Below are 12,957 nucleotides of genomic sequence, written 5' to 3' on the forward strand. Positions count from 1 at the left end.
GCTTGATGGCGATCATCACGCGCCTGCGCGACGAGGGCAAAGTGGTGCTCTACGTGTCGCACCGCATGGAAGAAGTGTTCCGTATCTGCGACGCGGTCACGGTGTTCAAGGACGGCCGCTACGTGCGCACGTTCGATGACATGAGCGCGCTGACCCACGACCAGTTGGTGACCTGCATGGTCGGTCGCGATATTCAGGACATCTACGACTACCGCCCGCGCGAGCACGGCGAGGTGGCGCTCAAGGTCGACGGTCTGCTCGGCCCTGGGCTGCGCGAGCCGGTGAGTTTCCAGGTGCGCAAAGGCGAAATCCTCGGCCTGTTCGGCCTGGTGGGGGCCGGGCGCACGGAGCTGTTCCGTCTGCTCAGCGGCCTGGAGCGTGCCAGCGCCGGCAGCCTGGAGTTGGAGGGTGAGCCATTGCAGTTGCGCTCGCCGCGCGACGCCATCGCCGCCGGGGTGCTGCTGTGCCCCGAAGACCGCAAAAAGGAAGGCATCATCCCGCTGTCCAGCGTGGCCGAAAACATCAACATCAGTGCTCGTGGCGCCCACTCGCGGTTCGGCTGGCTGCTGCGCGAGGGCTGGGAAAAGGGCAACGCCGCGCAGCAGATCCAGGCGATGAAAGTCAAAACCCCGAACGCCGCGCAGAAGATCCTGTACCTCTCCGGCGGAAACCAGCAGAAAGCCATTTTGGGCCGCTGGCTGTCGATGCCGATGAAAGTGCTGTTGCTCGACGAACCGACCCGCGGCATCGACATCGGCGCCAAGGCCGAGATCTACCAGATCATCCACAACCTGGCGGCGCAGGGCATCGCGGTGATCGTGGTGTCCAGCGACCTGATGGAAGTGATGGGCATCGCCGACCGCATCCTGGTGCTGTGCGAAGGCGCGCTGCGCGGCGAACACCCGCGCGAACACGCCACTGAATCCAACCTGCTGCAGCTGGCCTTGCCGCGCCGCGTGACGAACTGAGAGAAAACCATGACCACTCAAAACAACGCGCTGCCCACGGCACGCAAACCTCTGGACATGCGCGCCTTGCTCGACAACTGGGCGATGCTGCTGGCGGCCATCGCCATCTTCGTGTTGTGCGCCTTGCTGATCGACAACTTCCTCTCGCCGCTGAACATGCGCGGCCTGGGTTTGGCGATTTCCACCGTGGGCATCGCCGCGTGCACCATGCTGTTCTGCCTGGCCTCGGGGCATTTTGACCTGTCGGTGGGCTCGGTGATCGCCTGCGCCGGGGTGGTCGCGGCCATCGTCATGCGCGACACCGACAGCGTCATGCTGGGCATTGGCGCGGCGTTGCTGATGGGCCTGGTGGTGGGGCTGATCAACGGCATCGTGATCGCCAAACTGCGGGTCAACGCGCTGATCACCACGCTGGCGACCATGCAAATCGTGCGCGGCCTGGCCTACATTTTTGCCGACGGCAAAGCGGTGGGGGTGTCCCAGGAGCAGTTCTTTATCTTCGGTAACGGCCAACTGTTCGGCGTGCCGGTGCCGATCCTGATCACCCTGGCGTGCTTCGTGTTTTTCGGCTGGCTGCTCAACTACACCACCTATGGGCGCAACACCATGGCCATCGGCGGCAACCCGGAAGCGGCGCTGCTGGCGGGCGTGAATGTGGACCGCACCAAGATCCTGATCTTCGCCGTACACGGCCTGATCGGTGCCCTGGCCGGCGTGATTTTGGCCTCACGCATGACCTCGGGCCAACCGATGATCGGCCAGGGTTTCGAACTGACCGTCATCTCGGCCTGCGTACTGGGCGGCGTGTCGCTGAGCGGCGGTATCGGCATGATCCGCCACGTGATCGCGGGCGTGCTGATCCTGGCGATCATCGAAAACGCGATGAACCTGAAGAACATCGACACCTTCTACCAGTATGTAATCCGCGGCTCCATCCTGCTGCTGGCCGTGGTCATCGACCGCATGAAACAACGCTGAGCCCTGATCATGTGAAATCAAAAGGTGGGAGGGGGCTTGCCCCCGATAGCGGTGTATCAGAAACAAAAATACAGACTGTCACTCCGCAATCGGGGGCAAGCCCCCTCCCACAGTAAGGCTGTTCGATGTTGTTGCTTGCAGCGGTGATCGAGCCCATGAAAAAACGCTGAGCCTTGGTCATGTGAAATCAAAAGGTGGGAGGGGGCTTGCCCCCGATGGCGGTGTATCAGAAGCAAAAATGCAGACTGACACTCCGTAATCGGGGGCAAGCCCCCTCCCACAGTAAAGCGGTTCGATGTTGTTGCTGGCAGCGGTGATCGAGCCCATGAAACAACGCTGAGCCCTGGTCATGTGAAATCAAAAGGTGGGAGGGGACAAGCCCCCTGCCACAGTAAAGCGCTGTTAATCAGCGCTGAACTTGAACACCGTATGTTGGGTGTAGGTCTGCCCAGGGTTCAAGCGGGTCGAGGCAAACTTGGGCTGGTTCGGCGCATCGGGAAAGTGTTGGGTCTCCAGGGTAAAACCACTCCAGTGCAGGTACGTCTTGCCGGCTTTGCCCTTCACCGAACCGTCGAGGAAGTTGCTGGTGTAGAACTGCACGCCCGGTTCGCTGGTGTAGAGCTGCAAGCGCCGACCGGATTCGGGGTCGTGGATTTCGGCAGCCAGTTGCTTGACGTCGCCTTGGGTGTCCAGGGCCCAGTTGAAGTCAAAGCCGCCTTGTTTCGGCTCGGCAAACTTGAGCTGCGGATGGTCTTCTTTGATGTGCTGACCGATAGGCGTCGGCTTGAGGAAATCCATCGGCGTGCCCTTGACCGGCGCCAGTTCACCGGTCGGAATCAACGTAGCATTCACCGGGGTGTAGTGGCTGGCGTGCAAGGTCGCGACCTGCTTGAGGATATCGCCGTTGCCCGCGCCCGCGAGGTTGAAGTAGCTGTGGTTGGTGAGGTTGAGCACCGTCGGTCTGTCGGTGCTGGCTTTGTAGTCGATGTGCAGTTCGTTCTTGTCGTTAAGGCGGTAGGTGACCTCGGTGGTCAGGTTGCCGGGGAAGCCCATCTCACCGTCCTTGGACAGGTAACTCAGCTTCACGCCGACCGAATCTTTGTCCTTGACCGGCTCGGCTTTCCACACCTGCTTGTCGAAGCCCTGGGCGCCGCCATGCAGCGAGTTGGGGCCGTCGTTGAGGGGCACTTGGTAGCGCTTGCCGTCCAGTTCGAAAGCACCGCCGGCCAGGCGATTGCCGAAGCGTCCGATGGTGGCGCCGAAAAACGCGGTACCGCTCTGATAGCCTTGCACGTCGTCGAAGCCCAGCACCACGTCGTCGACCTTGCCATGCTTGTCCGGCACTTTGAGCGACTGCAGCACGCCGCCGTAGGTGATCACTGTGGCTTGCATGCCGTGGCTGTTGCGCAGGATGTACTGTTCGACCGGCGTGCCGTCGTTGGTTTTACCGAAGGGTTTGTGCTCGCTGGACAAGCCGGCCGCCTGAACGCCGCCGCTGGCGATCAACATCGACAGCGCCAGGCCGGAGAGCAGGTATCGAGGGTGCTTCATGATCGAACTTCCTTTTGTTGTTTTGAGTGGAATAGTTCTACTAATAGCGATATTTTGTCGTTATGACAGCGAATTTATAGCCTTTAACCGTCGTTTCGTAAAATAAAATAAGACTAATTAAGCGAGGCATCACTGTATGAGTACTGAGCACGCCGTTTACCCCGACCTCAAGGGCAAGACTGTATTGGTGTCTGGGGGCGCCTCCGGGATCGGCGAATTCATGGTTCGCGCGTTTGCCGCCCAGGGCGCCAAGGTTGGTTTTGTGGATCGCGCGCAAAGCCAGGGCGAACGCCTGGCGGCGCTGTTGAGTTCACGCGGGGACGCGGTGGAGTTTGTCTGCTGCGACATCACCGACGAGATCGCCTACAAGGCCGCCATCGGCCGCTTCGAACAGTCCCTCGGCCCGATCACCGTGTTGGTCAACAACGCCGCCAACGATGTGCGTCACACCCTGGAAGAAGTTGACTCGGACACCTTCGACCGGCTTATCGCGGTCAACCTCAAGCACGCGTTTTTTGCGGCCAAGGCCGTGGTGCCAATGATGAAAAGCGCCGGCAGCGGCTCGATTATCAACCTGGGTTCGGTGGGTTGGATGATGGCCTCCGCCGGCTACCCGGTGTACGCCGCCAGCAAAGCTGCCGCCCACGGCATGACCCGTGCCCTGGCCCGCGAGCTGGGCCCGGACCGCATCCGCGTCAACACTCTGGTGCCGGGCTGGGTGATGACCGAAAAACAGCTGGCCATGTGGGTCGATGACGCCGCCAAGGACCTGATCGCGCGCAGCCAGTGCCTGCCCGGCAGCGTACTGCCGGAACATATCGCCAATATGGCGCTATTCCTGGCCTCCGACGCGTCGGCGATGTGTTCGGCGCAGAACTTTATCGTTGATGGCGGCTGGGTCTGAGCCGAACACTGCAGTTCAAACAACCCAGATCAATGTGGGAGGGGGCTTGCCCACGATGAAGGTGGGTCAGCTAATGCATCAGTGACTGACCCACTGCCATCGGGGGCCAGTCCCTTCTCACATTTGAACTGCGGCGCTTAGGCGATCGGGTAACGCTTGAACGCCGGATGCTGCTCCAGCCGCTCGGCATGCCGTTGCAGGTTGGGAAACGCATCGGCCTTGACCACCGACGCCACAGTGAACTGACTGAACGACCAGGCAACGGCGGCTGTAATCGACGCCTGGGTCAGCGCTTCGCTGTCGCCCAACTGTTTGTCCAGCAACCCATAGGCCGCGAGCAACTGCCCACTGACGCGTTCGAGCCACGGCGCGTGCAGCTTCTCGGCCGGGCGCAAGTTGTGCTCATAAACGATCTGCACGCTTTTCTCACAAGCTGCCAGGGCCAAGCCAAGGATGTGCAGGTCGCGGGCAAGTGCGCCAGGCTGCTGGGGCAACAACTTCCTGTCAGCCGGGGCCAGGGTTTCGAGGTACTCCAGGATCAGGCTGGAGTCCATCAACACCGTGCCATCGTCCAGCACCAGGGTCGGGGCCTTGACCACCGGATTGATCTGCGCAAATTCGTCGAAGGTGCGGAACACGGACAAGGGCTCATGCACAAAATCCACCCCGTACAGATCCAGAGAAATGGCGACGCGGCGTACGTAGGGCGAGTCGAGCATACCGATCAGTTTCATGAAGCCTCCATTGCTGTCAGGGTGATGGGTTTGGAGATTAAGGTTCCTCGGTCGCCCCGCGCAATGCTTGCATGGCTCAGTCGGTCGACGAGGCATGTCTTATGCCGGGCTTCTGAAACCTTGGCGGCTGGCCCCCGGCGGTTGCCCGGTGATGCGTTTGTAGGCGCGACTGAAAGCGGCCTGTGAGGTATACCCCAGGCGGTACGCCACCTCTTCGATGGGCAGGCGTTCCAGGGTCAACCATTGACTGGCCAGGCGCATGCGCAGTTCGGTTACGTAACGCAGCGGTGGCACCCCCAGGGTGGCTTGGAAACGGTCCGCGAACACCGAGCGCGAGGTATGACACTGCGCCGCCAGCTCGGCCACGCTCCAGTCGCGGCCCGGTTGCTGGTGCAGGGCGAGCAGGGCGCCCGCCAGGCGGTTGTCGCGCAATGCCGCTGCCAGGCCCGACGCATTGGCGCACGCACATTCGACCCAACCGCGCACGATCATCGCTGCCACCACATCGGCCAGACGCGCCAGGATGCCGGCATAGCCGATGCGGGCGCTGGAAACTTCGCGCTCCATCACTGCCAGGATCGGCATCAGGCCGGGGTAACGCTGGCCGCCGGCGTCGATCAGCATCAAGGCCGGCATCAGGTTGCCCAGGCCCTGGATGCTGTCGAGTTCGAACTCCATGCAGGCGCTGAACAGCAGGGTATTGGCAGGCTCATCGGGTGAGGCGTTGACGGCACACACGGTATCGCCCAGCGACGCTGCGTCGAAGCTGGCGATGTCCTGCACGGGGGCATCCGGTTGGGATGACAGCGCATGCGCGCCACCGTGGGCGATAAACACCGCATTTCCCGCCGACAGTTCAAAGAGGCTGCCGTCCTCCATACGCAAGGTCGCGCAGCCGGCGGCCAGGAAATGGAAATAGGCGTGACCCGGTTTAGCTGCAAAGCCGATACCGAACACCGGCCCGGCCTGGATGCGCCGGTACTGCACGCCGCGCAGGCGCATGCTGCGCAGCAGTTCGTTGATCAGTTCGGAAGACAGCGTGAACGCGGTGTCGGTTGGCATCGGGGTTTCGGTCAAAAAGTTAAGGGTTTGAATCATAGATCATCCAGATGGCGATACCTAGACTGATCGTCTCGCTAAAGCCTGAGGATGTCTTGTGATGAATGATTGTCTGTCCCACGCCCCTGTCAATTGCGGGGTTGAACCGAGCACTCCGGCCTGGATGGCGGTGTTTTCCCTGGCGATGGGGGTGTTCGGCCTGCTCACGGCCGAATACCTGCCGGCCAGCCTGCTGACGCCGATGGCCCTGGATTTGGGCGTGTCGGAAGCGTTGGCTGGCCAAGCAGTCACGGTCACCGCGGTGGTGGCTTTGTTCGCCGGGTTGCTGGTGCCCGGCCTGACGCGCGGCATCGACCGGCGCCTGGTGCTGTTGGGGTTCTCCACGCTGATGATTGCGTCCAACCTGCTGGTGGCGTTCTCGTCCAGCCTGGTGGTGCTGTTGTTGATGCGCATCCTGCTGGGTATTGCCCTCGGTGGGTTCTGGAGCATGGCGGCGGCCGTGGCGATGCGTCTGGTGCCGGCCGCGTCGCTGCCGCGCGCCCTGTCGATCATCTTCAGCGGCATTGCGGTGGGCACCGTCGTCGCCGTTCCGCTGGGCAGCTATCTTGGCGGTCTGTATGGCTGGCGCAGCGCATTTATCGCGGCTGCGGCTGTGGGGGTGGTCACCCTGGCGTTCCAGTTCATCACACTGCCACGCCTGGCCCCCAATGGCACGGCGCGCCTGCGCACCGTATTGGAAGTGCTGTTGCGCCCGGGCATTGCCATCGGCATGTTCGGCTGCGTGCTGGTGCATACCGCGCATTTTGCGCTGTTCACCTATATCCGACCGTTTCTGGAAAGCACCACGGGCGTCGGGACCCAGGGCCTGGCGCTGATGTTGCTGGGGTTCGGCGCGGCGAATTTCGTCGGTACGCTGCTGGCCGGCGGGTTGCTGGTACGTAACCCGCGCGGCACGTTGGTGCTGATGCCGGTATTGGTGGGGGTAGCGGCGTTGGCCCTGGTGTTGCTGCCCGCGTCATTGCCTGGTCAAGCGATGCTGCTGGCGCTGTGGGGGATGGCCTTCGGTGGCGTGCCAGTGGCGTGGTCGAACTGGGTGGCCCGTGCGGTTCCCGATCAGGCGGAAAGTGCCGGTGGCATGGTGGTGGCGTCGGTGCAATCGGCAATCGCGGCGGGCGCCGCTGGCGGGGGCGCAATGTTCAGTGCCACGGGTATCGGCGGCGTATTTCTGGGCGCGGGTATTTTGATGTTACTGGCTGCATTGTTGATCGCAGTGCGTGTGCGGGTGCCCGTGCATAACGCGCAGGGGAGTGTGACGCACCCCCGGTCTTTGGTTTAGTCTGACGCGCTCAGTTGATAGCCAATGCCTCTGGAGCCGTAAGCATGACCGACTACGTACCCCCTAAAGTCTGGACCTGGGACACTGAAAGCGGCGGCACCTTCGCCAGTATCAATCGGCCGATTGCCGGCGCGACCCATGACAAGGCACTGCCGGTGGGCAAGCACCCGCTGCAGTTGTATTCCCTGGCCACGCCCAATGGGCAGAAGGTCACCATCCTGCTGGAAGAGTTGCTGGCCCTGGGGCACAGCGGCGCGGAATACGACGCCTGGCTGATCAAGATCGGTGACGGCGATCAGTTCGGCAGTGGCTTTGTCGAGGTCAACCCCAATTCCAAGATCCCGGCGCTGATGGACCGCAGCGGCCCCGAGCCCATTCGCGTGTTCGAGTCCGGCGCGATCCTGCAGTACCTGGCCGAGAAATTCGGCGCGTTCTTTCCCTCTGAGCCTGCGGCGCGGGCTGAATGCCTGTCGTGGTTGTTCTGGCAGATGGGCAGCGCGCCGTACCTGGGCGGTGGCTTCGGGCATTTCTATGCCTACGCGCCGAGCAAGATGGAATACCCGATCAACCGTTTCGCCATGGAAACCAAGCGTCAACTGGACGTGCTCGACAAGCGCCTGGCGGTGAGCGAGTACATCGCCGGCGATCAATACACCATCGCCGATATCGCCATTTGGCCTTGGTATGGCGGATTGGTGAAAGGTCGTCTGTATGAGGCAGCGGAGTTTCTGTCGGTGCATGAATACAAACATGTGCTGCGTTGGGCGGACGCCATTGATGCGCGCCCGGCGGTGCAACGTGGGCGGCGAGTGAATCGGGTCTCGGGCGATGCACAATTGCCCGAGCGCCATGACGCGAGTGATCTGGACTGAAGGCCAACACGGTAGGAGGGCAAGCCGCTCCTACCGTTACAGGGGCCAGGACCTGAGCAGCCACGAAAGGCATGCCATCGTCACCGCTCTCAAAAGCACCGGCGGCAACATCCGCCTGACCGCCCGGCGACTGAACGTGTCCCGGGGCGGTCTGTACAACAAGATGAGTCGGTTCGGGCTGAATGCTGCAGATTTTTGCGGTGCATAAATGTGGGAGGGGGCTTGCCCCCGATAGCCGTAGGTACCTACACAACGTTGGCTCAACGCTAAAAGCGCGGCGGATAGGGCTGTCGTGGTGAGCGGGCTTGTCCCGCGCTGGGCTGCGCAGCAGCCCCAAAACCAGCCTCTACAGAGTGTCTGATACACCGCGATCTTCTTGGCTGGGGCTGCTGCGCAGCCCAACGCGGGACAAGCCCGCTCGCCACAGGGAGATTTGTCAGGGGCTGAAAGGTTACGTAGATACCCTTGCCCCGATAGCGGAGTGTCAGTTGACATCTACTTAGCTGATCCACCGCCATCGGGGGCAAGCCCCTCCCACATAAGATTTATGCCGGGTTGAGACGGGTTTTATATCAACTCAGCAGCCCGGTGCTGACGGCCACAATCAGGAACACCCCCAGCAGCGCGCGGTAGATCACGAAGGGCCAGGTGGAGAACCGCTCCAGGAATTTCATCAGGCCCCAGATCGCGAAGAAGGCCGAGACACTGGCCACCACCAGCCCGAACAGCAAATGCGGCCAGGCATGGGCAGGCAGCTCGGCGTGCAGCAGCACCCACAGCTCCTTCAACCCCGCCAGGGCGATGGCCGGCAGGCCCAGCAGGAAGGAAAAGCGCGCGGCTTCTTCGCGTTTGAAGTTGAGGAACAGCGCCGCAGTGAGGGTCGAGCCGGAACGCGATACGCCCGGAATCAACGCGCCAATCTGCGCGACACCGACGATCAGCGCATCCCGCAGGCGCATCTGGCTGACCTCACGGGTATGCCGGGCTCGCAGCTCGGCCGCCGCCAGTAGCACCGCCATCACCACACAGGAAATCCCGATCACCATCAGTCCGCGCAGCGGCGAGTTGCAGGCGTTCAGGGTCGAGGACAACGCCAATCCGGCGATGCAGATCGGCACCGTCGCCAGCACAATCGCCACCGCCAGCTTGAACCACGGGCTGTCGTAGTCGCCCTGGCGTACTGCACCGATGCTGCCGCTGACCACCTGGCGCACATCGCGCCAGAAGTAGCTGACCACCGCCGCCAGCGCCGCCAACTGCATGGCGGCGGAGAACGCCGAGCCGGGGTCTTGCCAGCCGAGCAGGGCGGGTACCACGCGCATATGGGCTGTGGAGGACACCGGCAGCAGCTCGGTAATGCCCTGGATCACGCCCAGGATGAAAATCTGCAAGTAATCCAGAGAGGCGAAGCCTACATCCAGGCCGGCGGTACAGACGTTGGTCAAAGTGCGTGTCCTTGAAAAAGTGGCGAACCGGCGAAGTCTATTCGAAATGTTTCAAGAATTTGGCCGAGGCCATGGCTAACTGCGATCCGTTCAGCCAGCAGAAAGGTTCGCCGCGCGCTTGGCCCCTGCCGGGGTTTTGTGAACAATGGCGCCCTGTTTTTTTCTGACTGAGCGCCCTATGCCTGAAACCACCGTGGAATTGATCCAGACCGGCCCCGAAGAGGCCGAGTTGATCCGCAATCTCTACCAGTACTACGCCTACGAGTCGTCGGACTGGGAGCAGGAAGATGTCGAGGCCGATGGCCGTTTTTACATTCACGACGAACACTTGGCCCGCTATTGGCAAGACCCGCGTTGGAGCGCCAACCTGCTGTTGGTGGACGGCTATATCGCCGGCTTCCTGCTGATCGAAGACAGCGAGCTGCCCGGCATCGACGCGCTGGAGCTGGCTGACCTGTTTATTCTCAAGCGCTACCGCCGCAAAGGCATCGGCCGCGCCATTGCCAACCAGGTGCTCTGCAGCGGCCAGACAAATTGGCTGGTGCGCTTTTATGATCAGGATGAAGTGTCACAGGCGTTCTGGCGCACGGTGCTGGATAACCTGCCACGCCCAGTGCAGATGCTTGAGCTGGATGACGACCCGCAACTGCTGAGCTTTTTGATTACCCGAGCGGCGCTGCATTAAACGCCTGTTGCATCGCCTGGGGCGGCTGGCCGAACGCCCGTAGAAACGCCTGGCGCATGCGCTCGCGATCACCGAAACCGGTCTCGCGGGCCACCACTTCCACCGGGTGCCGGCTGGTTTCCATCAGCGCCCGCGCGGCTTCCACCCGCAGGGCTTCGATGGCCTTGGCCGGGGTTTGCCCGGTTTCCTCGCGGAACACTCGGCTGAACTGGCGCGGGCTCAACCGCGCCACATCGGCCAATGCCTCCACGGAGAGGTCATGGGTCAGGTTCTCGCGGGCGTAGGCCAGGGCCAACTGCACGCGGTCGGATTTGGGGTCCAGTTCCAGCAGCGCCGACAGTTGTGACTGCTCGCTGCCACGGCGCTGGGCGATCACTAGTTTGCGTGCGATGCGCCGGGCGAGGTCGCTGCCCAAGTCGTTTTCCACCATGGCCAAGGCCATGTCGACGCCAGCGCTCATGCCGGCGCCGGTCCAGACCTGGCCGTCCACCACAAACAGTTTGTCGTCTTCCAGGCGGATGTCCGGGTAGCGCTTGCGAAAGGCCGGCGCGTGAATCCAGTGGGTGGTGGTGCGCTTGCCCGCCAGCAGGCCGGCCTCGGCCAGCACGAAGATGCCCATGCACAGCGAGGCCACGCGCCGTGATTGCGCGGACGCGGCCTTGACCATGTCCAGCAGGTTGGCTTCCGGCAGGCGGAATTCCAGATAACCGCTGACGATCAGCGTGTCGTAGCCCTGGGGGCGAATCGGCGAGGTGTTCACCGAAAAGCCCTGGGACGTCATCACCGCGCCGCCGCTTTCCGATACCAAGTGAAACTCATAGGCCGGCTCGCCGCGCATCAGGTTCGCGCACTCGAACACCGAACCCAGGCTGAGGCTCAGGGACTGGAAGTTCGGGTAGACCATCAGCGCAACGCTGTGCATCGTCATTCTCCAAGGGGCGCGTGAGGGGGGATTGTCGGCGTGTACCGAGTAAACGGCAACTGGCGTGGATAGCATGTCCGGAATCCTTGCGGATCTGACATTGTGGGCATCCGGCCTGCCTCCTACCATGGCTCCACGCACTAGACGACTGGTCTAATCGGCAGGAGTGAAGCATGAGCAACCCCAGTAAAGACGCACGCCAGACGATTCTGCAAACCGCGCAAGCGATTGTCGGGCGCAAGGGTTTTTCCGCGGTTGGGCTGACCGAAATCCTGCAGGCCGCCGATGTGCCCAAAGGCTCGTTCTATCACTACTTCGATTCCAAGGACGCGTTCGGCGTGGTGTTGCTCGACACCTACTTCGACCATTACGTACTGGGCATGCAGCAACTGTTCGATCAGCCGGGGCTGAGCCAGCACGCCAAATTGATGCGTTATTGGCAAGCCTGGATCGACAACCAGACCGGCTGCACCGATGCGGGCAAATGCCTTGCCGTCAAACTCGGTGCCGAGGTGTCAGACCTTTCAGAGCCGATGCGTCTGGCGTTGCAACGCGGTACGTCGCGCACCATCGATTTACTAGGGGTGGCGCTGCAACGTGGCATCGACGACGGCTCCCTCAGCTTTACGCAGCACCCGCAGCACCTGGCCCAGCGTCTTTATGCGTTGTGGTTGGGCAGCAGCGTCATGAGCAAAATCACCCGTACATCGGCGCCGTTCGACGCGGCGCTCGGGTTGACCCAGCACCTGTTGGGCGGCCCCGAACACACTGACATTCACACCGATCGAGGCACTGGAAAATGAAAGTATTAATGGTACTGACCTCTCACGACCAGCTCGGCGATACCGGGCGCAAGACTGGCTTCTGGCTCGAAGAGTTTGCCGCGCCGTATTACGTGTTCAAGGACGCCGGCGCCGAGCTGGTGCTGGCATCCCCAGCCGGTGGCCAGCCGCCGCTGGACCCGGTCAGCGATGCACCGGATGCGCAAACCGAACAGACCCGCCGTTTCGCCGCCGACCCGGCCGCGCAACAGGCGCTGGCCAATACGGTCAAGCTGGATTCGGTGAACGCCGCCGATTTCGACACGGTGTTCTACCCAGGCGGCCACGGCCCGTTGTGGGACCTGGCGGAGTCGCCGACCTCCATCGCACTGATCGAGGCCTTCGAGCGCGCCGGCAAGCCCATCGGTTTTGTCTGCCACGCACCGGGGGCGTTGCGCCACGTCAAGGCGGTCAATGGCGAGCCGCTGGTCAAGGGCCGTCGCGTCACCGGTTTCTCCAACTCCGAAGAAGCTGCCGTGGGCCTGACCGAAGTGGTGCCGTTCTTGATTGAAGATGAGTTCAAGAAGCTCGGCGGCCACTACCAGAAGGGCGCCGACTGGTCGTCCTTCGTGCTTGAGGACGGGCTGTTGATCACCGGCCAGAACCCGGCCAGCTCTGCCGATGTGGCCAAGGCCCTGCTGAAACTCACCGCTTAAGTTAACCCCCCTGCGCTGTATTCATT

Annotated in this window: 13 protein-coding genes and 1 pseudogene; 9 read left to right on the forward strand and 5 right to left on the reverse strand. The window is 62.2% G+C overall.

What is annotated here, in order from left to right; genetic code table 11:
- A partial coding sequence (locus ABX75_RS25405; RefSeq protein ID WP_047882876.1) for an ATP-binding cassette domain-containing protein occupies positions 1-968 on the forward strand: 968 nt, incomplete at its 5' end.
- A gap of 9 nt (positions 969-977) precedes the next feature.
- Positions 978-1,946: an L-arabinose ABC transporter permease AraH gene (araH, locus tag ABX75_RS25410; RefSeq protein WP_034138983.1), complete on the forward strand. Its 969-nt coding sequence runs from the start codon at positions 978-980 to the stop codon at positions 1,944-1,946.
- Positions 1,947-2,348: 402 nt separating this feature from the next.
- Here the strand turns inward: araH and ABX75_RS25415 are convergent, their stop codons facing one another.
- Entirely contained in the window at positions 2,349-3,497 is a 1,149-nt protein-coding gene (locus tag ABX75_RS25415) for an aldose epimerase family protein (RefSeq protein WP_047882877.1), read from the reverse strand.
- A 136-nt stretch (positions 3,498-3,633) separates the two neighbouring features.
- On the opposite strand from ABX75_RS25415, the gene ABX75_RS25420 reads away from it, so the two are divergent.
- Entirely contained in the window at positions 3,634-4,401 is a 768-nt protein-coding gene (locus ABX75_RS25420; protein ID WP_047882878.1) for an SDR family NAD(P)-dependent oxidoreductase, read from the forward strand.
- A 137-nt stretch (positions 4,402-4,538) separates the two neighbouring features.
- Here the strand turns inward: ABX75_RS25420 and ABX75_RS25425 are convergent, their stop codons facing one another.
- Together ABX75_RS25425 and ABX75_RS25430 are read right to left on the reverse strand one after the other, a co-directional pair.
- The gene (locus ABX75_RS25425) at positions 4,539-5,135 is read right to left on the reverse strand and encodes a glutathione S-transferase family protein (protein WP_040267951.1); all 597 of its coding nucleotides are present in this window, start codon (positions 5,133-5,135) and stop codon (positions 4,539-4,541) included.
- Positions 5,136-5,234: 99 nt separating this feature from the next.
- A complete protein-coding gene (locus ABX75_RS25430; protein WP_047882909.1) occupies positions 5,235-6,197 on the reverse strand; it encodes an AraC family transcriptional regulator in 963 nt (320 codons plus the stop codon).
- A gap of 97 nt (positions 6,198-6,294) precedes the next feature.
- Between ABX75_RS25430 and ABX75_RS25435 the strand changes: the two genes are divergently transcribed.
- The 3 genes and pseudogenes from ABX75_RS25435 to ABX75_RS28825 form a co-directional block, all read left to right on the forward strand.
- The gene (locus ABX75_RS25435) at positions 6,295-7,530 is read left to right on the forward strand and encodes an MFS transporter (RefSeq protein WP_047882879.1); all 1,236 of its coding nucleotides are present in this window, start codon (positions 6,295-6,297) and stop codon (positions 7,528-7,530) included.
- Between the two features lie 44 nt (positions 7,531-7,574).
- Positions 7,575-8,402 carry a glutathione-dependent disulfide-bond oxidoreductase gene (yghU, locus tag ABX75_RS25440; protein WP_047882880.1) on the forward strand — a complete coding sequence of 276 codons (828 nt, stop codon included), beginning with the start codon at positions 7,575-7,577 and terminating at the stop codon, positions 8,400-8,402.
- Between the two features lie 46 nt (positions 8,403-8,448).
- Positions 8,449-8,610, forward strand: a pseudogene (locus ABX75_RS28825) (helix-turn-helix domain-containing protein); the annotation flags it as partial.
- A gap of 364 nt (positions 8,611-8,974) precedes the next feature.
- Here the strand turns inward: ABX75_RS28825 and ABX75_RS25445 are convergent.
- Complete coding sequence (locus ABX75_RS25445) at positions 8,975-9,847, reverse strand: undecaprenyl-diphosphate phosphatase (RefSeq protein WP_034138714.1); 873 nt, start codon at positions 9,845-9,847, stop codon at positions 8,975-8,977.
- 178 nt (positions 9,848-10,025) lie between these two features.
- Between ABX75_RS25445 and ABX75_RS25450 the strand changes: the two genes are divergently transcribed.
- Complete coding sequence (locus ABX75_RS25450; RefSeq protein ID WP_034096896.1) at positions 10,026-10,532, forward strand: GNAT family N-acetyltransferase; 507 nt, start codon at positions 10,026-10,028, stop codon at positions 10,530-10,532.
- Here the strand turns inward: ABX75_RS25450 and ABX75_RS25455 are convergent.
- Positions 10,510-11,454, reverse strand: coding sequence for a GlxA family transcriptional regulator (locus tag ABX75_RS25455; protein WP_047882881.1), 945 nt, complete (start codon positions 11,452-11,454; stop codon positions 10,510-10,512). The genes ABX75_RS25450 and ABX75_RS25455 overlap by 23 nt on opposite strands.
- 173 nt (positions 11,455-11,627) lie before the next feature.
- Here ABX75_RS25455 and ABX75_RS25460 point away from each other — a divergent pair, with 173 nt between their 5' ends.
- Together ABX75_RS25460 and ABX75_RS25465 are read left to right on the forward strand one after the other, a co-directional pair.
- On the forward strand, positions 11,628-12,257 hold the full coding sequence (locus ABX75_RS25460; RefSeq protein WP_034096898.1) for a TetR/AcrR family transcriptional regulator: 630 nt from the start codon (positions 11,628-11,630) through the stop codon (positions 12,255-12,257).
- Positions 12,254-12,931, forward strand: coding sequence for a type 1 glutamine amidotransferase domain-containing protein (locus ABX75_RS25465; RefSeq protein WP_034096899.1), 678 nt, complete (start codon positions 12,254-12,256; stop codon positions 12,929-12,931). Before ABX75_RS25460 ends, ABX75_RS25465 begins: the two co-directional genes overlap by 4 nt.
- Positions 12,932-12,957 lie beyond the last annotated feature (26 nt).

Source organism: Pseudomonas sp. ARP3, from assembly GCF_001029595.1.
Lineage (GTDB): Bacteria > Pseudomonadota > Gammaproteobacteria > Pseudomonadales > Pseudomonadaceae > Aquipseudomonas > Aquipseudomonas rhodesiae.